The following is a 22,957-nucleotide window of genomic DNA, read 5'->3' as shown; positions in this document are numbered from 1 at the left end:
AAAACCTGATGTAAAATGAGATGAGTAAAGAAGGAGAAAACTTTCAGGATTTAAAACGCTAGTTCAGCATGATTTGTTTGGTCAACACTCCTTCCTCAAAATGAATGCGTACAAAATAAGAACCGGGGTTAGCGTAACGAACCGGAAGTACGATTCTTTTCATGGTGTCAATATTGAGATAAGTTTCTGTTTCCTGTCCCGCTGAATTATGCAAAAGAACCAGCTTTATTTTCCGCATTTTTGGATTATCAATAAGAATTTGCCTGTCCCGGCTAACGTATATTACTTTTAATCCTCCATTAACCTGCTCTTCAAAATTACGTTCACAAACAACATTTTCGAGTATCCTGGGCGCGCTGTTTCCGCAGGAATTCACAGCTTCTACTGTGACCGACATTGGATTTGAATACTCGTAATATTTGTCTGCAGTGATAACTACGGAGTTTGTGCCCTCACCAGCGATGACGTTCCACCCTTCAGGGAAAGTCCAGTGATATGCTGTGGCATTAGGAACCGGAGGAACAGAGAAAGTGATCTCAGCTTCGGAATTGCAGATATTAAGATCTTCAGAAAGGTTCGTGAAAATTTTGTCAGGTTGAGAAGGAACTGCATTTTCAACTTCTACTGTGAAGATGCTTCTATTGCTTTTTCCGCAGCCATTTTCTGCTACCACAGAAACCTCGCCGCCTCGTGCAGCCGGAATAACGCTTACCACATTGGTTCCCATTCCGTTGATCAATTGCCAACCTGTGGGGAAATTCCATGTGTAATTGGTAGCACTCTCAACAGCAGAAATAGAATAATAAATCTCATTTTTGCCGGAACAGACCTGTTGTGGACCCGCAATAATTCCTGAAATTACAGGTTTTCCAGGATTAATACTGAGGCTTACACTGCGGGAAAGACTGTTTCCACACTGGTCTTTAATGAGTACTTCCAAAATGTCATTTTCAGCTTCATTTCCGGCGACGATTATTATTTCATTCCCGTTTTCCTGAACGATATTCCACCCGTTGGGAATGCTCCAGTTGTAGGTTGCCCCGGAAACTCGGGAAACGGAATAAGTGGTGCTTTCTCCTGCACAAACCGAAGTGTTTCCCCTTATTTCCACGGGATTGGTAGAAATTCCCGGGGCAATGGTAACTTCCAGCTTTCTGGAGGCGCTGCTTCCGCAGTTATTTTTTGCAATGACTGCGATTTCGCCATTATTGGAGGTGGTGGTGACATCTATGCTGTTGGTGTTGCTTATGCCAGTCCAGCCCTGCGGCAGCGTCCATTCATATTCAGTGGCGCCGGGCACTTCAGGAATTGAATAGGTCCCATTAGCTCCGGCACAAATTTCATGAGGGCCGTTAATAGGTTCAGGAATTGCAGGTGTTCCGGCTTCTACCAGAACCTCCAGGCTCGAAAATTTACTCTGCCCGCAGTCATTCCCGGCCTGTACTTCTATTATACGGCTTCCCTGTGCACCCGTAGTAACCGTGATCGTATTGGTCGTGCTGCTGCCCGTCCAGTCCGGCGGCAGCTTCCAGAAATATTCCTTGGCACCGTCAACCGGTGGCACTTCATAGGTCACGGTAGTGTTAGGGCAAATTTTCACCGGTCCTTCAACTGCATTTGGCGTATTGGGTGTTCCAGTCCTGGAGGTAACTTCAAGAGATTGTGGGGCGCTGGTTCCGCAGGAGTTTTTTGCTTTTACAGTTATAGTTCCGCCGACTTTTCCAGGAGTAACCGTGATAGAGTTCGTACTGCTAATACCTGTCCAGCCGGTTGGCAGCATCCAGATATATTCGTTTGCTTCTGCCACTTCTGAAATTGTGTAGGTGACGCTGGAGCCCGGGCAAACAGATGTTCCTCCGGAAATGATTCCGGGAGTGGCCGGCGGACCTGAATTTTCAGTAATTACAATACTGTTGCTTTCAAAGGCAGGAAAACATGGAAGAGAGGGGTCTATGACAAGTTTAATTTTGTCGCCTTCCTTAAAAATATTATCAGAAAGATTGTTTGAAGTACTTACAATACTGGTTGTGCCATTCCTGGTGAGCTGCCATTTATAATTGGCATTACTACCGGGATGTGTCATGAAATCAATGCTGAAGTTTACCGTTTCCCCAGGACAAATTTTAGTGTTACCTGCTTTAATTTTTGCAATTCCTGAGATATTTGGATTTACCTGAATTCTAACCTCATCGGTTTTCAAACAACCGGGCGCATCTTTTGAACTTACCTCCACTTCGACAAGGTCCCCATCTTGCAGCGCAGGAATTGTTACCGTTTTTCCGGAGCCAGAGAACTGATTATTGACTTTCCATGAAAAAGTGAGATTCGTTCCTACGCTTGTACTGGCGCTAAATTCAACCGATTCACCCTCACAAATGACGGTTCCTGGAGTAGATTTTATAGATACCGATGTAGGGCAGGCCTGGCCAAATGAAGAGATGGGCAGGAAAAAAATAGCGAACAGCAAGTATAGAAAATGTGCTTTTCCAATCATATTCCGGTTTCAGATGAAATAGGGGTAAAGCTTTGGGGGGAGAGGCTTTAGAGCAACCAAATTACAATATAATCCGGCTGTATTTTAAGAATTTCGACCAACAGAAAATAATTTGGCTAAGCTGCTGAAAAGTTGATGTAGGAGTTTTCTTCCGAAGAAAGTTGTAGGAAAAATATTATTAAACTAAAAGTTGGAATGTGGTTCTTCTATCTAGAAGAAAACCTCTAATCCTTCAGAATAAAAAAAGCCATTCAAAAATGTCATTTTTGAATGGCTTTTCGTAATTGTGTTCAGGAAATTTATTCTCCCATGAAAGGATACCTGTAATCTGTAGCGCTTACAAAAGTTTCTTTAATGGTTCTTGGGGAGATCCATCGGTAAAGGTTGAGAATAGAACCTGCTTTATCGTTCGTACCACTACCGCGAGCACCGCCAAATGGCTGTTGTCCTACAACGGCTCCTGTTGGTTTATCATTTATATAGAAGTTTCCGGCAGCATTTTGAAGTGATTTTGTTGCTTCAGCGGCTGCATATCTGTCCTGTGAGAAAATGGCTCCCGTTAAGGCATATTCAGTAGCCTCATCAACTTCTTTTAATGTTTCTTCCCATTTATCATCTTCATATAAATAGATCGTCACCACAGGGCCAAATAGCTCTGTACACATCGTGCTGTACCTCTTGTTTGAAGTCAGGATGATCGTGGGCTCAACAAAATATCCTTTGGATTTATCATAATTTCCTCCAACGACTATTTCGGCTTCCTCATTATTTTTTGCAGCATCAATAAACTTGGCAAGTTTATCGAAAGATGCTTCGTGAATGACAGCGGTAATGAAGTTGTTCATATCTTCGGGAGATCCCATTTTAAAAGATCGAACATCCTCGGTAACAAAGTCTTTAATTTCTGGCCATAGGCTCTTAGGAAGATAAACCCTGGATGCAGCACTACATTTTTGCCCCTGGAATTCAAAAGCACCTCTGGAAATTGCGGTGGCCACTTGTTTTGGATTGGCCGAAGGATGCGCAATAATAAAGTCTTTTCCTCCTGTTTCTCCTACAATTCTTGGATATGATCTGTAATTATGGATATTTTCTCCAATTTGCTGCCACAGGTTCTTGAAGACGGTGGTGCTTCCGGTGAAATGAAGTCCGGAGAAATCGCGGCTTTCAAGTACTGTATCACTAATCATTTTTGGATCACCCATGACCATGTTGATGACACCGTCTGGCAACCCGGCTTCTTTAAATACTTCCATGATCACACGGGCAGAATATACCTGAGAATCACTTGGCTTCCAAATAGCAACATTTCCCATTAATGCGGGAGCCGAGGGAAGGTTTCCTGCAATCGCCGTAAAGTTAAATGGCGTAACGGCATACACGAATCCTTCAAGAGGACGGTACTCCAAACGGTTCCATGCTTCTGAAGAAGATTCTGGTTGCTCTTCGTAAATACGCGTCATGTATTCCACATTAAAGCGTAGGAAATCAATAAGTTCACAGGCAGAATCAATTTCAGCCTGATAAATATTCTTAGATTGTCCCAGCATCGTTGCGGCGTTGATCTTGTAGCGATATGGACCTGCAATAAGTTCTGCAGCTTTTAGGAAGACCGCTGCCCGCTGCTCCCATTCCAGATTCGCCCATTTCTCGCGTGCTTCCATTGCGCTGCTAATGGCCTTTTGCACATGTTCTTTTGAAGCTTTGTGATACACGCCCAGCTGATGCTGGTGATCGTGCGGGGGACTCATTGGAGCGGTGTCTCCTGTTTTAATTTCTTCAGAACCAATATAAAGCGGAACTTCCACTTTTGAATTGTACTGGCTCTTGTATTCCTGTAGTACCAGGTCCCTTTCAGGCGTTCCCGGCGCGTATGTTTTTACAGGCTCATTTACCGCCTGAGGAACTTGAAATACACCTTTTCCCATAATATGTTTTCGTTTTATTTGTTCTTAAAAATGCTTTGTAAATGTAAAAAAATTAAAAGAATTCTAACCGCAATAGAATTTCTTCAACTTTAAGTGAACTTTTTGTTTTTTAATGGCGGTTTCTTAGTAATTTCATAAAATGTGCACCATAACTTTTGTTCCCGTTTCTGAAAAGTCAAATCAATTCATTCTTACCTCCAGCCGGGATGAATCGGCAGGACGAAAAACCTATTTTCCAAAGCTTTATACTGAAAATGGAATAAAACTTATTTATCCTAAGGATGCTGTAGCAGGCGGAACCTGGATTGCAGTAAGTGAAAAGAAGCGGGTGATTTGTTTGATGAACGGCGGATTCGAAAAGCACGTGCGAAAGCCTTTTTACGCGAAGAGCAGGGGACTGGTGCTGAAAGATCTCCTTGTTGCGGATAATTTTCATACAGCTGCGGAAGCTTATGACCTTGCTGAAGTCGAACCTTTCACTATGGTTGTTGCCCAATGGCAAAGTGAACTTTCCTTAACCGAATTTGTGTGGGATGGAACTCATAAACACCTTAAAGAATTGCCCTTGAAGCCTTACATATGGTCGTCTAGTCCTTTATATTCTTCTGAAATGAAAAAGATGCGAGAAAAGTGGTTTCAGGAGTTTCAGAAATCGAAGGAGTTCACTCCGGAAGCATTGCTGGATTTTCATTTTTCAGCGGGAAAAGGTGACAAGAATGTTGGACTTGTTATGGACCGCGGATTTGTAAAAACAAAAAGTGTATCTCAAATTGTCATTTTTGAAGAGCAAGCAAATTTTTATTATAACGACCTAGAAAAAGATGAAGAAACTCAATCCAATTTGAAAATTTGAAGACCTGAAGGTTTGGCGGTGGGAAAAATAGCTTTGCAGGTCAGTTTTTAGAGAGTGAAATTTCGTAAAAAGAATAGTCCGGCTCTGGGAGATCCGGACTATATTATAAATTGCATGATCAATATCCTTCAGTTCATTTGTCAAAAATGAGTAATCAGAACGGCATTTTTGACTATAGAGGAACCTTAACTACTTCGGCCATTCCGGGGACAAGGGAATTCCTGGTAGCCCAGAGTTCACCATTCTCATCAATGGTAATTGCAGTCAACATGGGAATACCGCTGGCGATCACATCACAGTCAAGCGTTTGTGGATCGCAGGCCTGGATCCTTCCTCCTTCGCCCTGGCCAACTTCCATAGCAAACCAGCTTCTGGAGTCCATTTCAGCGACATAGAGCAATCCATCTTCCCCAAATTTCATGTCTATTATGGAGGTGAAACCGCCGTCAAATGCCTTCACACAATCGGGGCTTGATCCGCAGGTGGCGTTTAAGGCACCGGGCGCGATCCTCCAGATATTTGACGCACCTGTGGGGGCAGGAAATCCTTTTAATTCACCTACATAATAATACCCGTCAGGGCCAATTACAATGGAGGTTGGTACGGCCTGTGCAGGCATCATGGGTGGTAAATCACAAAGATCATCTGCCGAGCCGGGGCAGCCGACTATACTTTTAATATTTTCTGTAGATACCACTTCCGAAGGAAAAATCGCCGCGATGTCAATATTACCCTCATTATCAATGCGAAGAAGATCATTCGCGCCGGCATCTATCACCAGGGCTAGATTTTCGGATAATGCTTGAACATCAAAAGGATTGGAATTCACGTCTTCGCCATCAGGATTATAAGTTGCTTCAAATTCAAAAAGATTGGCAACCATTACGGCATTGTTATTAATTATGCGGTATAACCTCTGGTTCACATCCATGGTTGTTTCAGCAGGTGGACCTGTGGTAGCCCATATCGTTTCTATTCCTGCCTGGCTTAGAGCGTTCACTCCGGGAAGGTTCACCAGGAGACTTCCGGAAAGATTCTTTATTCCTGCCGAGGCATCTGCGACCAAAATATCACCGGTTGATAAAATTTCAAGATCAAATAAAGGGCCACTAAACTGGGCAGGATTCTCTACTTCACAACCAAATCTTATGTGCTCATAATTAACAGATCCATCCTCTTCAAAATTCGCCTGAATGTCTTCTCTGCTTAAAGTACCTGTAATCACTTCGTTCTCTATATTTCCATAAACTCCTTCCCAGTCCAGGAGGGTGATCTCGAAATAAATATAATCTTCGCTATCGGCAAATTCAGAAAGATTTGGTAAAGCGAAACATAATGGTTGGGCCGATGGGTCTTCGCCCTGGGTTGAAGTACTGTTTACTGAATTAGAATAAATTGGAGTACCGCTATTGTCTGTGCCGAGCCAGATATCTACGCTGAAGGCTGCGGGATAATGCCGGCCTGATTCATTACAGTAATTGGCAAAGAGGCAAAACTCCATGGCTTCTGAAGTTTCAAGATCAAAGAACAAATAGCCGTACTCATTGACGAATCTGTTATCGAAACACATGACAGCTACTTCTACATATTTTTTGACACCGGCACCAAGTTCAATGTTTATAGGCATTGGATCATCAAAGTAGCTGGAAAACATTCCGTCATTGGGCGCAATCCAGATCAAATCGCCTGCACCATTATGTACGGCAAAATAATCCAGAGAATATTGCCCCGGACTAAGCTGAAGCTCGGGGGCTTCAACCGTGAAATCCTGATTTGGGGCAAGATTTACCCTGAAAGGTGCTCCTTCTGTGCCAACAACATCTGTTCCGTCCTGGGAAAGAATGATCATGACATAGGAAGGCTCATCATTTGTACACTCAGGCAGATTATCCAGAGATTGTTTTAGCCCTGCCTTGTTTGTATGATCTATTAATTCAGGTCCAAAGGAAAGGGTGGCCTTCTCAAGTTCAGCGCTATTAAGAACGTTGTCATCCTTACTACAAGAGGTCGCAATTAGCATCATGATTGTACTTGCAACTAGGTAAAATTTCATTCTTTTCATAATATTAAAACTTAACTGGTTAATAGTGTCGCTCGAAAATCCTATTGCAGAATTTCTGAATGGCATAGTTGTGAAAATCTTGCGGACTATAATTTTGAGGGGGAGCAAATCTTTTTATAGATTTTATAAAGATAATCAATTTAATGATCTGGTAAATAGGTGTTTACACCCATAAGAAGTGGTGATTATAAGCAGAGAATAAAAAGGAATTTCAAATTTTGTAGCCCAGTGTTTAATTATAATTTGTGTTTACAGCGGTTACCATAGTTTTTGACTGGAAAAATGTAACTAATAATTATTTTAAGAATCTATAGAGCCTTATTCAAAGGTAGAGGTGTTAAAAAAGGTATTTGAGCACCTGCTTCTGGAAGAATTTGAGCTTTTGATAACCTTCAGAAATTTTGGATTGCTGAAAAATTAATTCAATGCAAAGGGGGCACTTAACTGAAAAGTGGGAATGGCTACTTTGAATTTACGAGTAGAGGTGAAATTCACCATGTTGTAGAAACCGCCCATGGAGCCGAAAGGGGAAGTGAGTAGGCTGCCGCTCTTATAAGTGTGAATCTCTCCAGGTTTTAAAACCGGCTTTTGACCAATAACTCCTTCGCCTTCTACTATCTCGGTATTGTTCAAAGAATCCTTGATCCGCCAGAAACGGGAGGTGAGTTGTACAGAATCTTTACTCTGGTTTTCTATGGTTATGCGGTACCCGAAGGCAAAATGTACTTTGTAGTTTCTAAAGAAGGTGCCTTCAAAACTAGTTTCAATAGATATCTTGATTCCTCTTGTAACTTGCTGTACCATAGTTAGTAAACTGCGAATGAGGCCACCAGTGAAAAAAGTGCAGCCACAAAGGCTAAAATAAAGAATATTCCATTTATAATGATAAACTTTAGAATGGTTTTAACTCTCCCCTGTTTATAAAATTTTCTCATTGCTTTGTAGAGATAGAAAAGGAAAAGTAGGGTGCCTACGGTTTCTGCCCAGCTGGTCTCGAAGGAGTAGTCGGTAAGAATTGCGATGCTAAAAAGTACAAACCACAGCGTTTGGTTGTGAAAAGTAAAAATAAGATGCTCCATATATGTGAAGGGTCTGCGAGCATAAACCAGCCAAATGAAAAGGGCAAATACGGGTAAATAAAAGAAGATTATGAAGGGGAGTTTATTCAGGAAATAATTAAGGAATAAGCCCGAATTAGAAGAAAGGAGGTGTAGATCTACTGCTTTCTTATAAAGCCATTTATTAAAAGAAGTGGGCGGATAGTTTAGTTTTTCCAGCGCTTTTACAGAACTGGCTATTTTTGTGTCATTGTAGTGTTTTAGAAAGATATCAAGCTTTTTTCTTGTCCTGCGAAATGCACTCATAGTATCCAGCTCTTTCTGAGAAATATAGGATTCTTCGAAGGACCTGCTATTGAATAGATTTGATATTCCAGAATCATTCTGAGTGTTGCTCGCGTTGGCAATGATAGAATCGACTTCGGTCGAAATTTCCTGAATCTCTTCTGTTGAGTTGGTATCACTAAAGTTATCGTAATCATGTGTTAGTCCCCAAATAATGAAAAACACAATAGATGCGCTAAGGTAAAACCTGTAGGGGTTAGCGTAGCGTTGTCTTTTGCCTTCTATATAATCTTTAGAAATCTTTCCCGGGTTGAAAAGCAGAGCTTTAACGGTTCTGTAAATCCTGGAGTCGTAAGCGAAAATACCTGCAAAGAATTCATTAAAGAAGTCATTGAAGGAAAGCTTTTTGGTGCTGTTTAATTGTCCGCAGTAGTGACAATATTTTTCACTCCTGTCAAGCGGCTGGAAACAGTTGAGGCATTCTCTTCCCCTGTATTTTAAAAGCTTACGTTGAGATTCCATTCCGTGATAAAAACCTTATCAAATATATATTTTAATTTGATAAGTTAATGGAATTGGCGTTTCCGGCTCCTATAATTCGGTCATATCGTCCACCAAGCGGGCGGTAATAGATAAGTACGGTATAGAGATTCTCGGTTTTGGAAAAATTTCCGCTGATAAAACCTTCGTCTAGAATTCCATCGTTTCGAACAAAAACATACTTATAATTGTAGAATCCCTGCTTGAATAGGCGGGCGGTTTCGTACATTCCTGTTCGTGAATTATAGGACAGGCGGGTGGTTTCATCTAAAACGAAATTGTTAAATGCGCCATAGAGATGAATTTCTCCCCCTTCGAGGGGTTCAAAAGTCTCTAAAGAAAAATGTGTCCAGACGTATTCAGCTTCTATATCGGGTTCCTGACCTTGCAAAGTTCGAATAAGAAAGCTTCCGTTAATATCGGGATTGTAAGTATAGGGTTCAAATGCACGAACTTTATCACGGTAAAGGAAATGATGATAAAGATCGCGCACTTCTATTCTTCCAATGCTTGCATTTGCGGCTCTAAGATCTTTACTGTCAAAATCCAGGTATTCATTCCCTGCCCAGAATGAGGTGAGTTTATCATACCTGTAAATCAATTCATTTCCCAGATTGTACTGGGGCTTGATGTTGTATATCCCCGTTTTGAGGTTGTAGTTTTGCAGAACAACTGCAGTGACAGTTTCTTCAGGGTTCTTCAGGATAAAATCTGGGGATTCTACTTTGAAATTGACTACCTGCTGTGAATGAATAAGCTTTACATCTCTGGGTCTTCTTATTTCTACTTCAACTTGTGCCAGAGGTTCAAAAATCATAAACTTCCTGGAGAAAACGAGTTCGCGATTTTCATTAAATACGCTTAAGAGATAGTTCCCGCTAACTCTTAGGCCCTGCGTATCTGCGTTGGGAATTCTTAGCGAGTAATGAGAATATAACTGCAGCGTGTTATAGGAATTTCTATAGTTGTCGATGCGCAGATTATCAAAACCTTCAAGATATTCGGTTTTCACCAATTGTGACGGAGTCCAGTCATAGTTAAAATGTTCTATGGTGTAATAATAATTGGCTTCATCTCCAATAATGTCATCAAATTCCAGCTGTATATTTTCACCGAGCCTTATAACTGGCGTGCCGCTTATAAATTCGTCACCACCAAAAACGATCGTTCTTATGTAGGAAGGTGGTAGCACTTCCTTGGCTAATGTCTGTGACTGTATAGCCGGAATAGTAATGAAGAGCAGGGAAAGTAAGATGAGGAAATTCTTCATGCGCTCAAATATAATTGAAAAATTCTTAAAATCTTGTAACTGTCATTATCCTTGCATTTTTAACACCGATCTACAGGAATTAATTGAGTTTTATTTGGGAAGTGTTCCTTTAAAATGTGTAAATTTGCCACGATTTTAAACGAAATTTTAACACTCCATCCTATGTCAAACGACATTAGAATTAAACGAGGGCATACACTACGCTTAAAAGGGGAGGCTGAAAAAACTTTGATCGACGCCCCGCGATCGAAAACTTTTGCAATAAAGCCGCCAGATTTTCATTCAGTTGTTCCAAAAATGGTATTAAAAGAAGGAGCTCAGGTCCAGGCGGGTGATGAGATCTTCTATTCCAAATACACGGGAGAAGTGAAATTCACTGCTCCGGTAAGTGGTACGCTAAAGGAAATTAAGCGTGGGGAAAAAAGAAGAATAATGGAGGTGATCATTGAGGCAGACTCTACCGATACTTATCGGGAGTTTGGTACAATGGATCCTCTTTCTGCAGATTCTGCAGATGTGAAGAACAGGATACTGGAAAGTGGTTGCTGGGCATTTATAAACCAAAGACCGTATGATATTGTTGCAGATCCCAAGGATTCTCCTAAAGCTATTTTTGTTTCGGGTATGAACACAGCCCCTCTTTCTGCAGATGTAGAATTTATGCTGCAGGATAGAATGGAGGCTTTCCAGGTAGGGCTTAACGCATTGAATAAGCTTACCCGTGGAAAAGTTCATCTTTCGGTAGCGAAGCAAAAATCTTCAGCATTGAAGAAAATGCAAAACGTGGAGCTACATGAAGTGACAGGGCCACATCCCGCTGCAAATGTGGGGGTTCAAATAGCACATGTTGACCCAATTAATATGGGGGAACGTGTTTGGACGGTACGTCCTGAAGATGTTGCTATAATTGGGGAGTTGTTCCTTACCGGAAAATACAATGCTGTTCGTACAGTTGCCGTTGCAGGAACTGAAGCTGAAAACAGAAAATACTTCCGAACAAAGATAGGCGCCAATGTTGCTGATCTTGTTGGGACTGTTAGCGATGATGTAAGGATCATATCCGGAGATGTTTTGACCGGACAAAAATTAACCAACGGGCAGTATATTGGTTTCTTCCCAAACCTTGTCACTCTTATTCCTGAAGGAAATAAATACAGGATGCTTGGTTGGCTTCCTTTTACTTATAATGACATTCCTTCAAAATCACGTACCAACCTGTCGTGGTTATTTCCAAAGAAAAAATACACCGTTGATACCAATCTTCATGGAGAAGTAAGAGCCCTTGTGGTTACAGGTGAAATGGAAGAGGTAGTGCCAATGGACGTTTTTCCAATGCAGTTGATCAAGGCTTGTATGGCCGGTGATATTGAGAAAATGGAAAGTTTAGGTATTTATGAAGTAGCTCCTGAAGATTTTGCACTTGTTGATTATGTCAACACTTCAAAAATTGAAGCGCAGGAAATTATACGATTAGGTTTGGATTTAATGATTACCGAAGTAGGTTAAACAGTTCACTATGGAATGGATTAGAAAAAAATTAGATAAATTAAGAGAACCTTTTAATCAGGGGAAAAAATACGAAAAGTTTGCGCCGGCTATAAATGCCTTTGATACGCTGCTTTTTACCCCAAATCATACTACCAGCAAAGGAGCTCATGTGAGAGATGCGGTAGATTTGAAAAGGGTGATGATTACAGTAGTGCTGGCTTTGATTCCGGTGCTTCTGTTTAGTATGTGGAATACAGGTTACCAGTACCTTATCCAGGTGCAGCCTGAAGTTGGTGTTTGGGAGGCTTTTAGCCTTGGGGCTTTAGAAATCCTGCCAATGATCGTGGTTTCTTATGCAGTGGGGCTTGGAATTGAGTTCGCATTTGCCATTTTTCGAGGTCATGAAGTCAATGAAGGGTATCTGGTTACAGGTTTATTGATCCCTATGATCATGCCAGTTGGACTTCCTTTGTGGATGCTGGCAATTTCTGTAGTATTTGCAGTATTAGTTGGTAAAGAAGCCTTTGGTGGAACTGGAATGAATATTCTTAACCCTGCATTAACGGCTCGAGCTTTTGCTTTCTTTGCATATCCTACTTTTATGTCGGGTAACAGTGTTTGGGTAATGAACGCATCAAACATGGATGGCGTTTCAGGAGAGACTATTTTAGGGTCTCTTGCCGCAGGACAGGAAGTAACTTATGAAGCCAGCGATATGTTCATGGGGATAATCCCGGGATCTGTTTCTGAAACTTCAGCAGCTTTGATCCTGTTAGGAGCTTTATTATTGATCATCACCAAAGTTGGAAGCTGGAGGATTATGTTAAGTGCGGTAATTGGAGCTTCTATTATGGGATTGATCTTTAACGCGCTTCCATCAATGGGAGTGGAAGGAAATGAACTTACTAATTTTGAATGGTACAAGCATTTGCTTGTTGGAGGTTTAATGTTTGGTATTGTTTATATGGCAACAGATCCCGTTTCTGGGGCACAAACAACAAAAGGTAAATGGATCTACGGATTCTTAATTGGATTCTTCTCCGTAATGATTCGGGTGTTTAACCCGGCCTATCCTGAAGGAGTAATGCTTGCTATTCTTTTGATGAACGTGTTCGCGCCAACCATTGATCATTACGTGATCCAGGGAAGTGTAAAGCGTAGAAACAAGAGAAAAGGAGATATAAATCCACAAATTAACACAGCAGTTTAATTATGGAAGAAAAATCAGTAAATAAGACGAATACCAACGCTTACACTTTTACTTTTGCAATTATAATGGTAGTGGTAGTTGGAAGTATTCTTGCATTTGCGGCAACATCGCTGCAACCTATGCAGTATGAGAATATGCGAATTGATAAAATGCAGAGCATTTTAATGACCGTAGGAGTAGATGCAGATCCTTCGGAAGCACAGGAACTTTATGCACAGTACATCACCGAAGAGATCGTACTTGATAGTGAGGGTAAAAAGAAGGAAGGAGTTGATGCCTTCAACGTAGATTTAGCTAAAGAATTAAAAACATCTGCTGCAGATCAAAATTTCCCTCTTTACATTGCAAATGTGGATGGGGAGAAGTATTACATTGTACCATTGAGAGGAAGTGGTCTTTGGAATGCCATTTTTGGATACATTTCTCTTCAGAATGATATTAACACCATCAAAGGTGCAACTTTTGACCACCTTGGAGAAACTCCCGGTCTTGGTGCAGAAATTACGCAAGAGTGGTTTAGAGAGCGATTTGCAGGTGAAAAGATCTTTGATGATACTGGAAATCTTGTTGGGGTTTCTGTAGTAAAGGGAAATTCAAGTGCTTCTAAAGATGATAACAAGGTAGATGCTATTTCAGGAGCGACTATTACGGGAGATGGGGTTTCAGACATGATTTCTGAAAGACTGCAGCATTACCTGCCTTATTTCAAAAGCGAAACAGATCTAAACGTTGCAAATAATTAATATTATGGCACAGGAAATAAAAAATAAACCTGAGCAAAATGCTGAGGTGACAAATGAAGAAAAGGAAGCAAAAAAGAAAGCGATGGTTCTCTTTCTGTCAGATTCTGAAGAAAAAGAACATTTCTTATCAAAAAGAAACCGAAAGCTTCTCAGCGATCCTTTAGATGATAATAACCCAATTACTGTGCAGGTTTTAGGGATCTGTTCGGCACTTGCAATTACAGTGCAAATGGAGCCGGCTATTGTAATGGCAATTGCGGTTACAGCTGTAATGGCTTTTAGTAATATGATCATTTCTGCATTGCGTAACTTAATTCCAAGCCGAATCAGGATTATCGTTCAGCTGGTAGTAGTAGCCTCTCTTGTGGCTTTGGTAGACCAAATCCTTAGAGCGTATGCTTATGACGTGAGCAGGCAGTTATCGGTTTTCATTGGTCTTATTATTACAAACTGTATTGTAATGGGGCGTTTGGAAGCCTTTGCTCTTGGAAACGGAATTTACAGATCTTTCCTGGATGGGGTAGGAAATGCGGCCGGTTACGGTTTAATTCTTATTATCGTTGCTTTCTTTAGGGAACTTTTAGGTTCAGGAAAATTATTTGGATATGAGGTTCTTGGGCACAACGGGGTTACTATTGAAGAATCTACAGGATTATATGCTCTGGGTTATGAGAATAATGGTTTGATGCTGTTATCACCAATGGCTTTGATTGTAGTTGGATTGCTTATTTGGGTACAAAGAGCCAGAAACAGAAAATTAATTGAAGCCTAATCAGGAACATCTAAAAAACAGACTATGGATTATATAAATTTATTTGTTCGAAGTATTTTCATCGAGAACATGATTTTCGCTTACTTCCTTGGAATGTGTTCCTACCTGGCGGTTTCGAAAACAGTAAAGACAGCGGTTGGTCTTGGGGCGGCAGTAATTTTCGTTCTTACCATTACCGTTCCTATCAACTATCTACTTGATAATTATCTTCTAAGACCTGGTGCTTTATCCTGGTTGGGAGAAGAATATGCAGCTATAGACCTCAGTTTCCTTAGTTTTATCATGTTTATTGCGGTAATTGCAGCCATGGTTCAACTTGTGGAAATGATCGTTGAGAAATTTGCACCTGCATTGTATGGAGCTCTTGGTATTTTCCTTCCTTTAATCGCAGTAAACTGTGCTATTTTAGGTGGGGCGCTTTTCATGCAGCAAAAAGATTTTCCGGGTATAGATTACGCTGTAACCTATGGCTTTGGAAGTGGAATTGGATGGTTCCTTGCAATTCTTGGAATTGCCGCCATTCGTGAGAAAATTACCTACTCAAATGTGCCTGCACCTTTAAAAGGTCTTGGGATAACTTTTATTATCACAGGATTAATGGCCCTTGGGTTTATGAGTTTTATGGGAATCAAATTATAGAAAGAAGTTATGACAGTTATTATAGCAAGTGTAATTGTATTTTTAGTATTGATCTTGATCTTGGTGAGCATTCTTTTGGGTGCTAAAGCCAAACTGGTTCCTTCGGGCCCAGTGAAGATCAACGTCAATGGAGAAAAAGATATTGAGGTTGGTTCCGGTGGAACGCTTCTTTCAACATTGGGAGAAAACAAGTTGTTTCTTCCTTCTGCCTGTGGTGGTGGTGGAACATGCGTTCAGTGTAAATGTATTGTTTCTGAAGGTGGTGGAACCATTCTTCCTACTGAAGAACCTCATTTTACCCGTAAAGAGATTGCAGACGGATGGAGACTGGGTTGCCAGGTAAAGGTAAAGCAGGACATGAAGATCCAGATTCCCGAAGAAGTTTTCGGTATCAAGAAATGGACGGCTACAGTAGTAAGTAACTATAACGTGGCTTCCTTTATCAAGGAATTCGTAGTGGAGATTCCTGAAGATATGGATTACAAAGCGGGTGGATATATCCAGATAGAGATTCCTAAATGTGAGGTGAAATATGAAGATATGGACATCACAGCGCATCCTGAAGAACACCCAGGAGAGCCTGATAAGTTCAAAATGGAGTGGGATAAATTCGGACTATGGCCACTTGTAATGAAAAATGTGGAAACTGTTGAGCGCGCCTATTCCATGGCTTCTTACCCAGCAGAAGGAAGAAGGATCATGCTAAACGTTCGTGTTGCAACTCCGCCATGGGATCGTGCAAAAGATGGTTGGGCAGATGTGAATCCTGGAATCGCTTCCTCATATATCTTTAATCAAAAAGAAGGTGATAAAGTAGTTATTTCTGGACCTTACGGAGAATTCTTTATCAACCACAGTGAAGCCGAAATGCTTTACGTGGGTGGTGGTGCCGGTATGGCTCCAATGCGCTCTCACCTGTACCACTTATTCAGAACCCTTAAAACAGGTAGAAAAGTGACTTACTGGTATGGTGGTCGTTCCAAGCGTGAATTGTTCTATACAGAGCATTTCCGTGCGCTGGAAAGAGATTTTCCTAACTTTAAGTTCTATATTGCCCTTTCTGAACCTCTTCCTGAGGATAACTGGAAAGAAAAAGACGGAATCGATGGAGAAGGAGATGGTTTCGTAGGATTTATCCACCAGGTGGTGATTGATAATTACCTGAACCATCATGATGAGCCTGAAGATATCGAGTTCTACTTCTGTGGACCTCCTTTGATGAACAAGGCAGTTGAGAAGATGACCGAAGACTTTGGTGTACCTTCAGAAAATGTGAGATTTGATGACTTCGGAGGATAATAAGATTCTTCTGAAATTTATAATAAGGAACAGCTGCCATTTGGCAGCTGTTTTTTTATGCTTCATTTTCAGAAGCTGAGATTAGCACAATTTGTTTCCGCGGAAATTTAAAAAACCTTCGAATAATCGTATTTTTGAAACCTTATGAAAAAGAACCTTTCGAAACAGGAATTGCATAACCTCGCCATGAATATTGTAGGCAAAGATCTCGAAGACCAGGGCTTTGAATTTCTTGGAGTGAACAGTAAACTGAAGAGTGATCCTCAATTTGTAGCGCTCAAGAACAAAAAACTGCATTTTGTGGTGGTTAGGGCGGTGGAATATCCTCAGGATCCTAAGCAAATTGATCTGGTCTTCATGGAATCCATAAAACAACATGCTTTGAAGTTCGAAGCCCGCACTTTTTTCGCGGGAGTTGGCCTCGCGCATGCAGATAATTATGAACTCCCGGTGAACGATACCGAAAATTATGTCGTCAATTACAACGGACTTCAGGAAATATAATTCATGAAAAAAATACTCTTTTTGACAGGTATACTTGCTGTTCTTTCAGGATGTAATAACACCGGTAATGAGCAGCAAAATGTTTCGGGAGAAGCTTTAGGGACCACTTATAGTATAAATTATTTTTCTGAAGAAGATATCGCTCTGGAAGAAGCTCTTGATTCCATTTTTCGAGTGGTGAATAAATCAATGAGCACCTATTTGCCCGAATCGGATATTTCCAGGATCAATCGTGGGGATTCATTAGTAAAGGTGGATACTTTGTTCAGGAATGTCTTTAACCTTTCTCAGCAGGTGAATACTGAAAGCGGTGGCTATTTTGATCCTACGGTAGGTGATTTGGTGAACATATATGGTTTCGGGCCCGAAAAAAACCTGAAAGTGGTTGACAGTGCAGCCGTAGATTCTCTTATGCTATTTGTTGGATTGAACAAAATTTCTATTTCTCCAGAAGGACAGGTGAAAAAGGCATTTCCGGAAGTTTATTTAGATTTTAACGCAATTGCAAAAGGTTATACTATAGATCTTATTGGTCATTACCTGAACTCAAGAAATGTGGATAATTTCCTTGTAGAACTGGGGGGGGAACTGCTGGCAAAGGGTGAAAATCTTCGGAAGAATTCGGCCTGGACCGTAGGTATAGATGATCCTAACCAGGAGGAAGGAGTAAGGACGCTTACTGCCGGCGTTCAGTTGGTGAATCGTGCCATGGCCACTTCGGGAAATTATCGCAAATTCCGAAGAGATCCTGAGACGGGAACTGTTTATGTGCATACTATCAATCCGCTCACCGGGTATCCCGAAAAGAGCAATTTGCTGAGCGTTTCTGTATTGGCTGAAAACTGTGCCCTTGCCGATGCCTATGCCACGGCATTTATGGCCCTTGGCATGGAGCGAAGCGTGGAAGTTCTTGAAACGCTAGAAAATGTGGATGTTTACCTGATTTTTGACGAGCAGGGTACAACTAAAAAGTTCGCTTCTGAAGGTTTTCGCGAAGTGCTGGTAGACCTGTAGCTACTTAAAGCAAACCGGGATAATTTCTCCCTTTGCTAACCGGTACTTTTCCACTTCTTCTGAAGAAAGTTGTGAAGTGTAGTCTACTTCTTCCACCCTGAAACCCATTTTCCGAAGCTTGTCAAAGAAGTCGCGCCCATAAATTCTTACATGATCGTATTGGCCAAAGATTCTTGCCCGCTCTTTAGGATCGGTAATGCTGTCGTCTTCAAAAGTGTGTTTTCGGCTTAGATCCTGGGGAATCTGCAGAATAGCAGTGCCACCGGGCTTCACTACCCTGTAAATTTCCCGCATGGCCTTCTCATCGTCTGGAATATGTTCGAGAACATGGTTACAAAGTATAAAATCGTACGTACTATCTTTAAAAGGTAAGTTGCAAATATCTGCCTTGACATCGGCAAGCGGAGAGTGAAGATCTGTGGTGGTGTAATCCAGGTTTTTTAATTTTCTGAAACGCTTATAAAATGCCTGTTCCGGAGCAAAATGTAAAACCTTTAAAGGTTCTTTGAAAAATGCCGTTTCCTGCTTTAAATAAAGCCATAGGAGCCTGTGTCGTTCCAGGGATAGGGTGGAAGGGCTTAAAACATTTTCACGCTGCTGTTCGTAGCCGTAAGGAAGGAATTTTGAGAAGCTTTTGCCGTCAATGGGATCGGTCACTTTGTTGCCGCGCAGGGAAAGTTCCAAAAAAGGTCTGGCAACATAACTGAATTTAATAAGTAAAGGTCTGGGAATGGAGTTGAGAACCAGTTTAAAAGCCTTCTTGATCATACCTTGATTTCGCCCCAGTTTTCGCCCGATTTGATCCTGTAAAGTTGCATTTCGGAAACGCCAAATTGTTTCGCCAGCACACGAATACGTGTCTTACGGTTAGGATCGAGTAATTTTTTCTTAAGAATGGTGGCTTGTGCGTAAGTAAGCTTAGAATAACATTTTATAGTACCTACTTTTCGCTTGATCTTGTTCTCCTTCACCTGCGGATTTCCTTGTTGGTGGGCAGTCCATTCATCCTTGGTAACCCAGGCCAGGTTGTTAACCCGGTTGTCAGTTTTTATGTAATTCTTGTGGATCACGAATTTATCACCTTCTTTTTTCTTCAGGAATAATTCTGCCACCACCCGGTGAATGTAACAGGCTTGCTTTTTGCCGGTTTTGAGATTGGCTACAAAAGTGAGAAAGCCTTGCGATTTTCCACCGCCTATCAATTCTCCTTTTGGATTTTTAACAAAACTAATTACTCTTCCGTAGTTGGAAATGGAATAACGAAAACGTTCCTGCCAGGTTTCTTTGTGGTAGGGTTTCCATATTTCCTGTCGAAATTTTTTAACCATTTAGCTGCAGTTTGGCGGCCCGAAATTCATCTTCTTCGTCGCTCTCAATTCCAAGAGCCTGATAAATATACTGAAAAGTTGAAAGCAGTTCAGGTTTTCCTTCAATTAATGCAACATCATGTTCAAAATGAGCACTGGGCTTATTGTCTGCAGTCAAAATGGTCCAGCCGTCCTTAAGCTGGTGAATGTTTTTAGTACCGGCGTTGATCATGGGTTCTATGGCAACTACCATTCCCTCAATAAACTTCTTGCCGCGGCCTCTTCTTCCATAGTTAGGCATTTCGGGATCTTCATGCATTTTCGCGCCAAGGCCATGACCTACAAGTTCTCTTACCACTCCAAAATTGTTCTTTTCGGCGTGTTGTTGTATTGCAAATCCCACATCTCCTACGCGGTTTCCGGCTTTAAATTCCCGAATCCCGACATATAGAGATTCTTTGGTGACCTGCAACAGCCTTTTTGTTTCGGGATCTATTTCTCCCACGGGAAAAGTGTATGCATGATCTCCGTAAAAGCCATTTTTGAATGCTCCGCAGTCAATAGAAATGATATCGCCCTCCTTCAGCGGAGTATCATTTGGAATTCCATGCACCACCTGTGCGTTTGGACTCATGCAAAGCGTATTTGGAAAATCGTACATTCCCAGGAAACCCGGTTCGGCCCCGTGGTCACGAATAAATTTTTCAGCTAATTTGTCCAGGTGTAGTGTAGTCACTCCCGGTTTGATTTCTGGCGCTAATATTCCAAGGGTTTTGGAAACAATTAGGGCACTTTCTCTTAGAAGTTCAATTTCTTCTCGTGACTTAGGAATGATCATATTACTTTTTTATAAATTTCAATAGTCCCTTTTTTTTCTTCTTCACTTGGGGAACTTCTGGTTTTGTTTTGGTTAACTGGTGGTATATTTCGCCCCAGGGCGGTAGACCGTTAATGTTTCTGTCATCAATAAAAATATCTGCCAGGATTTTTCTGCTAATATCTTCTCCATATTCTTCTTCAGGATAGCTCTTATTGACGGCGTAAAAAGAAATTCCTTTTTGTCTACAGAAATCTACTGCTTCCTCTAATTTTTCACCACTCCTGTAGGTCCACAAAATGATCTGGTGACCTTCCTGCTGAAGTTTTTTCAGGCTTTCAAAGGCAAACATGATCGGTTTTCCTATCTCAGGATATTTGTTTTCAACAAGCGTTCCGTCAAAGTCTACAGCTATGGTTAACAAATGAGGCATTTCACAAAATTAAAAAAGAATAAGCGAAATTAAAGGCGGGATTCTTTAAATTTAAAGAACCTTATTTGTTTCCCTTTAATCCGAATAAGGATTGGAATAGTCCTTATTAGTCACAATTTTAGCAATATCTTGCTCAAAGCTTCCTATAGAATATTCTACAAACCGGTTTACTTCTTTTCCATCCTTATAAAAGATCACAGTAGGAACCATTTCTATGCTAGCAGAATTTTCAACACCTTCAGGAATGTTTTTGCTACGGTCTACAGCCACTAGCCGCATTTTGTCCAAATCATAACCGGCTTCCTCAAGTAACTTGAACAGCTTTGGGATTTCGTGACGGCTGTCGACACACCACGTGCCCATATAAGCTTCTATTGTATAACCATTTATATTTTCTTTGATGACCTGCAATTCTTCATCTGATGGTTTATAGGCTTCGTAAGAAGAAGTAAACCAGCTGCTGTAAGGTGCTTCCTTTAAGTCTTTTTTGGTGATCACACCGGTCAACATAGTTTCCTGGTTTTCGGCGGTTTCCGAAGAAGCAATTTCTGCAACAGGTTCCTTCTTTTCTGAATTATTTTTATTCGTATTACCACAACCTATGGCCGCAGCAATCATTAATGCAATTGTAAATGTCTTCATGTTTAAAAAAGTGGATTTTGAGTCATTACCTGGGGTTTTTCGATCCCCATGAGTTTTAGAATAGTCGGGGCGATATCCCCAAGCTTACCATCTTTGACTTCTTTTACGTCTTTATCAATCAGGATAAATGGTACGGGATTGGTGGTGTGTGCTGTATTTGCACTTCCGTCTGGATTGATCATCATATCAGAATTCCCGTGATCGGCAATTACGAGAACAGAATAATCATTCGCAATTGCAGCTTCTATGACTCCTTTTGCGCATTCATCTACCGTTTCACAGGCTTTTACAGCTGCTTCAAATACGCCGGTATGGCCAACCATATCGGGATTTGCGAAATTAAGACATATAAAATCGGCCGATTTACTGTTGATCTCGGGCACGATCTTATCCCTTATTTCATAGGCGCTCATTTCGGGCTGAAGGTCATAGGTGGCAACTTTAGGAGAGGCTGCCATGATCCTTTTTTCGCCCTTAAAAGGAGCTTCTCTTCCTCCTGAAAAGAAGAAAGTAACATGCGGGTATTTTTCTGTCTCGGCGATTCTTATTTGCGATTTTCCCGTGCGTTCCAATACTTCTCCAAGAGTTGCTTCAATATTGTCTTTACTGTAAACAACATGAATATTCTTAAAATCCTTGTTGTACATGGTCATCGTGACGTAGTACAAAGGCATTTTCTTCATTCCGTAATCGGGGAAATCTTCCTGGGAAAGCGCCTGTGTGAGCTGCCGACCTCTGTCAGTTCTAAAGTTGAAGAAGATCACCACATCTTCGTCTCGTAGGGTGGCAACAGGGTTCCCGGTATCGTCGGTAAGCACGATTGGCTTTATGAATTCATCGGTTATTTCATCATCATAACTTTTCTGAATAGCTTCCAAAGCATTGGTGGTTTTTTCACCTTTTCCGCGCACGATAAGATCATAGGCCTGCTGTACTCTTTCCCAGCGTTTGTCACGATCCATCGCATAATATCTGCCAATAACAGAAGCAAGTTTGCCATTGGTCTTTTCAAGATGTTCTTCAATTTCTTTAATAAAACCCTTACCAGAAAATGGATCTACATCTCTACCGTCTGTAAAAGCGTGCAGGTATTTTTCTTCGATTCCAAATTCCTCTGCAGCACTTAAAAGGCCTTTCAAATGATTGATGTGGCTATGAACACCACCATCACTCAAAAGTCCCATAAAATGTACAGGTTTTTTATTGGTTTTGGCGTAATTAAAAGCCGCTTCCAAAACGGGTTCTTTAATTAAAGAATTATTTTCCACTGCAAGATTGATCTTCGCAAGATCCTGGTAAACAATTCGTCCTGCACCCAGGTTCATATGGCCTACTTCGCTGTTTCCCATTTGACCCTCGGGCAAGCCAACGTTCATACCATCGGTACGAAGCTGCGAAGTGGGGTATTTTTTTATTAAAGAATCAATATACGGGGTATTTGCCTGGGCAATGGCAGAAGTTTTAGGATCTTGAGAGATTCCCCAGCCGTCCAGGATCATTAAAATTACTTTCTTATCCATCAAAAAAAATATTTCCGTAAAGATAGGAAACAAATCGCTTTATGGAAGGGAAGGGCTATTTAAGGTTTTCTAAAAGTAG

At 41.1% G+C, this 22,957-nt stretch carries 21 protein-coding genes; 9 read left to right on the top strand and 12 right to left on the bottom strand.

The features are described from left to right. Positions 1-58: 58 nt before the first annotated feature. Together ACOV1Q_RS13445 and pruA are read right to left on the bottom strand one after the other, a co-directional pair. A complete protein-coding gene (locus ACOV1Q_RS13445; RefSeq protein ID WP_424494920.1) occupies positions 59-2,494 on the bottom strand; it encodes a hypothetical protein in 2,436 nt (811 codons plus the stop codon). Positions 2,495-2,793: 299 nt separating this feature from the next. Continuing rightward, the gene (gene pruA, locus ACOV1Q_RS13440; RefSeq protein ID WP_424494919.1) at positions 2,794-4,422 is read right to left on the bottom strand and encodes an L-glutamate gamma-semialdehyde dehydrogenase; all 1,629 of its coding nucleotides are present in this window, start codon (positions 4,420-4,422) and stop codon (positions 2,794-2,796) included. A 139-nt stretch (positions 4,423-4,561) separates the two neighbouring features. On the opposite strand from pruA, the gene ACOV1Q_RS13435 reads away from it, so the two are divergent. Next, complete coding sequence (locus ACOV1Q_RS13435; RefSeq protein WP_424494918.1) at positions 4,562-5,275, top strand: NRDE family protein; 714 nt, start codon at positions 4,562-4,564, stop codon at positions 5,273-5,275. 172 nt (positions 5,276-5,447) lie between these two features. Here the strand turns inward: ACOV1Q_RS13435 and ACOV1Q_RS13430 are convergent, their stop codons facing one another. The 4 genes from ACOV1Q_RS13430 to ACOV1Q_RS13415 form a co-directional block, all read right to left on the bottom strand. After that, the gene (locus ACOV1Q_RS13430; RefSeq protein ID WP_424494917.1) at positions 5,448-7,328 is read right to left on the bottom strand and encodes a ScyD/ScyE family protein; all 1,881 of its coding nucleotides are present in this window, start codon (positions 7,326-7,328) and stop codon (positions 5,448-5,450) included. A 426-nt stretch (positions 7,329-7,754) separates the two neighbouring features. Further along, the gene (apaG, locus tag ACOV1Q_RS13425; protein WP_424494916.1) at positions 7,755-8,141 is read right to left on the bottom strand and encodes a Co2+/Mg2+ efflux protein ApaG; all 387 of its coding nucleotides are present in this window, start codon (positions 8,139-8,141) and stop codon (positions 7,755-7,757) included. A gap of 2 nt (positions 8,142-8,143) precedes the next feature. After that, entirely contained in the window at positions 8,144-9,202 is a 1,059-nt protein-coding gene (locus ACOV1Q_RS13420) for a DUF3667 domain-containing protein (protein WP_424494915.1), read from the bottom strand. Positions 9,203-9,233: 31 nt separating this feature from the next. Continuing rightward, positions 9,234-10,490 (bottom strand): type IX secretion system plug protein, encoded by a 1,257-nt coding sequence (locus ACOV1Q_RS13415; RefSeq protein ID WP_424494914.1) that lies wholly within the window; start codon positions 10,488-10,490, stop codon positions 9,234-9,236. A gap of 162 nt (positions 10,491-10,652) precedes the next feature. Between ACOV1Q_RS13415 and ACOV1Q_RS13410 the strand changes: the two genes are divergently transcribed. The 8 genes from ACOV1Q_RS13410 (at position 10,653) to ACOV1Q_RS13375 (ending at position 18,159) form a co-directional block, all read left to right on the top strand. Next, positions 10,653-11,996 carry a Na(+)-translocating NADH-quinone reductase subunit A gene (locus tag ACOV1Q_RS13410; protein WP_424494913.1) on the top strand — a complete coding sequence of 448 codons (1,344 nt, stop codon included), beginning with the start codon at positions 10,653-10,655 and terminating at the stop codon, positions 11,994-11,996. Between the two features lie 10 nt (positions 11,997-12,006). After that, on the top strand, positions 12,007-13,188 hold the full coding sequence (locus ACOV1Q_RS13405; protein WP_424494912.1) for an NADH:ubiquinone reductase (Na(+)-transporting) subunit B: 1,182 nt from the start codon (positions 12,007-12,009) through the stop codon (positions 13,186-13,188). A gap of 2 nt (positions 13,189-13,190) precedes the next feature. Continuing rightward, positions 13,191-13,931, top strand: a complete 741-nt coding sequence (locus ACOV1Q_RS13400; protein WP_424494911.1) for a Na(+)-translocating NADH-quinone reductase subunit C — start codon at positions 13,191-13,193, stop codon at positions 13,929-13,931. 4 nt (positions 13,932-13,935) lie between these two features. After that, entirely contained in the window at positions 13,936-14,703 is a 768-nt protein-coding gene (locus tag ACOV1Q_RS13395) for an NADH:ubiquinone reductase (Na(+)-transporting) subunit D (RefSeq protein WP_424494910.1), read from the top strand. A 24-nt stretch (positions 14,704-14,727) separates the two neighbouring features. Then, positions 14,728-15,342 (top strand): NADH:ubiquinone reductase (Na(+)-transporting) subunit E, encoded by a 615-nt coding sequence (gene nqrE / locus ACOV1Q_RS13390; protein WP_424494909.1) that lies wholly within the window; start codon positions 14,728-14,730, stop codon positions 15,340-15,342. A gap of 9 nt (positions 15,343-15,351) precedes the next feature. Then, the gene (gene nqrF, locus ACOV1Q_RS13385) at positions 15,352-16,641 is read left to right on the top strand and encodes an NADH:ubiquinone reductase (Na(+)-transporting) subunit F (protein ID WP_424494908.1); all 1,290 of its coding nucleotides are present in this window, start codon (positions 15,352-15,354) and stop codon (positions 16,639-16,641) included. A gap of 144 nt (positions 16,642-16,785) precedes the next feature. Continuing rightward, the gene (locus ACOV1Q_RS13380) at positions 16,786-17,145 is read left to right on the top strand and encodes a DUF8840 domain-containing protein (RefSeq protein WP_424494907.1); all 360 of its coding nucleotides are present in this window, start codon (positions 16,786-16,788) and stop codon (positions 17,143-17,145) included. 3 nt (positions 17,146-17,148) lie between these two features. After that, entirely contained in the window at positions 17,149-18,159 is a 1,011-nt protein-coding gene (locus ACOV1Q_RS13375; RefSeq protein ID WP_424494906.1) for an FAD:protein FMN transferase, read from the top strand. On the opposite strand, the gene ACOV1Q_RS13370 is transcribed toward ACOV1Q_RS13375, so the two are convergent. From ACOV1Q_RS13370 to gpmI, 6 genes are all read right to left on the bottom strand, one after another. Then, entirely contained in the window at positions 18,160-18,924 is a 765-nt protein-coding gene (locus ACOV1Q_RS13370) for a class I SAM-dependent methyltransferase (protein WP_424494952.1), read from the bottom strand. Next, the gene (locus tag ACOV1Q_RS13365) at positions 18,924-19,487 is read right to left on the bottom strand and encodes an HNH endonuclease signature motif containing protein (protein ID WP_424494905.1); all 564 of its coding nucleotides are present in this window, start codon (positions 19,485-19,487) and stop codon (positions 18,924-18,926) included. Before ACOV1Q_RS13365 ends, ACOV1Q_RS13370 begins: the two co-directional genes overlap by 1 nt. After that, on the bottom strand, positions 19,480-20,304 hold the full coding sequence (map, locus tag ACOV1Q_RS13360) for a type I methionyl aminopeptidase (RefSeq protein WP_424494904.1): 825 nt from the start codon (positions 20,302-20,304) through the stop codon (positions 19,480-19,482). Before map ends, ACOV1Q_RS13365 begins: the two co-directional genes overlap by 8 nt. 1 nt (position 20,305) lies before the next feature. After that, positions 20,306-20,716 carry a BT0820 family HAD-type phosphatase gene (locus ACOV1Q_RS13355; RefSeq protein WP_424494903.1) on the bottom strand — a complete coding sequence of 137 codons (411 nt, stop codon included), beginning with the start codon at positions 20,714-20,716 and terminating at the stop codon, positions 20,306-20,308. Positions 20,717-20,791: 75 nt separating this feature from the next. Continuing rightward, a complete protein-coding gene (locus ACOV1Q_RS13350) occupies positions 20,792-21,358 on the bottom strand; it encodes a YbbN family protein (RefSeq protein WP_424494902.1) in 567 nt (188 codons plus the stop codon). A 2-nt stretch (positions 21,359-21,360) separates the two neighbouring features. After that, positions 21,361-22,878 carry a 2,3-bisphosphoglycerate-independent phosphoglycerate mutase gene (gene gpmI / locus ACOV1Q_RS13345; protein WP_424494901.1) on the bottom strand — a complete coding sequence of 506 codons (1,518 nt, stop codon included), beginning with the start codon at positions 22,876-22,878 and terminating at the stop codon, positions 21,361-21,363. Positions 22,879-22,957 lie beyond the last annotated feature (79 nt).

It is taken from the genome of Salinimicrobium maris, assembly GCF_049680855.1.
Lineage (GTDB): Bacteria > Bacteroidota > Bacteroidia > Flavobacteriales > Flavobacteriaceae > Salinimicrobium.
The sequence above is the reverse complement of the archived record's forward strand: the minus strand, read 5'-3'. Positions and strand labels throughout refer to the sequence as shown.

Bases quoted from the DNA above. Each gene is read 5' to 3' on its own strand.
- ACOV1Q_RS13430 (WP_424494917.1), bottom strand. From the start codon at position 7,328: ATGAAATTTTACCTAGTTGCAAGTACAATCATGATGCTAATTGCGACC.
- map (WP_424494904.1), bottom strand. From the start codon at position 20,304: ATGATCATTCCTAAGTCACGAGAAGAAATTGAACTTCTAAGAGAAAGT.
- ACOV1Q_RS13420 (WP_424494915.1), bottom strand. From the start codon at position 9,202: ATGGAATCTCAACGTAAGCTTTTAAAATACAGGGGAAGAGAATGCCTC.
- apaG (WP_424494916.1), bottom strand. From the start codon at position 8,141: ATGGTACAGCAAGTTACAAGAGGAATCAAGATATCTATTGAAACTAGT.
- ACOV1Q_RS13365 (WP_424494905.1), bottom strand. From the start codon at position 19,487: ATGGTTAAAAAATTTCGACAGGAAATATGGAAACCCTACCACAAAGAA.
- ACOV1Q_RS13410 (WP_424494913.1), top strand. From the start codon at position 10,653: ATGTCAAACGACATTAGAATTAAACGAGGGCATACACTACGCTTAAAA.
- ACOV1Q_RS13415 (WP_424494914.1), bottom strand. From the start codon at position 10,490: ATGAAGAATTTCCTCATCTTACTTTCCCTGCTCTTCATTACTATTCCG.
- ACOV1Q_RS13395 (WP_424494910.1), top strand. From the start codon at position 13,936: ATGGCACAGGAAATAAAAAATAAACCTGAGCAAAATGCTGAGGTGACA.
- gpmI (WP_424494901.1), bottom strand. From the start codon at position 22,878: ATGGATAAGAAAGTAATTTTAATGATCCTGGACGGCTGGGGAATCTCT.
- ACOV1Q_RS13380 (WP_424494907.1), top strand. From the start codon at position 16,786: ATGAAAAAGAACCTTTCGAAACAGGAATTGCATAACCTCGCCATGAAT.
- ACOV1Q_RS13375 (WP_424494906.1), top strand. From the start codon at position 17,149: ATGAAAAAAATACTCTTTTTGACAGGTATACTTGCTGTTCTTTCAGGA.
- ACOV1Q_RS13400 (WP_424494911.1), top strand. From the start codon at position 13,191: ATGGAAGAAAAATCAGTAAATAAGACGAATACCAACGCTTACACTTTT.
- ACOV1Q_RS13350 (WP_424494902.1), bottom strand. From the start codon at position 21,358: ATGAAGACATTTACAATTGCATTAATGATTGCTGCGGCCATAGGTTGT.
- ACOV1Q_RS13445 (WP_424494920.1), bottom strand. From the start codon at position 2,494: ATGATTGGAAAAGCACATTTTCTATACTTGCTGTTCGCTATTTTTTTC.
- ACOV1Q_RS13405 (WP_424494912.1), top strand. From the start codon at position 12,007: ATGGAATGGATTAGAAAAAAATTAGATAAATTAAGAGAACCTTTTAAT.
- nqrF (WP_424494908.1), top strand. From the start codon at position 15,352: ATGACAGTTATTATAGCAAGTGTAATTGTATTTTTAGTATTGATCTTG.
- ACOV1Q_RS13355 (WP_424494903.1), bottom strand. From the start codon at position 20,716: ATGCCTCATTTGTTAACCATAGCTGTAGACTTTGACGGAACGCTTGTT.
- pruA (WP_424494919.1), bottom strand. From the start codon at position 4,422: ATGGGAAAAGGTGTATTTCAAGTTCCTCAGGCGGTAAATGAGCCTGTA.
- ACOV1Q_RS13435 (WP_424494918.1), top strand. From the start codon at position 4,562: ATGTGCACCATAACTTTTGTTCCCGTTTCTGAAAAGTCAAATCAATTC.
- nqrE (WP_424494909.1), top strand. From the start codon at position 14,728: ATGGATTATATAAATTTATTTGTTCGAAGTATTTTCATCGAGAACATG.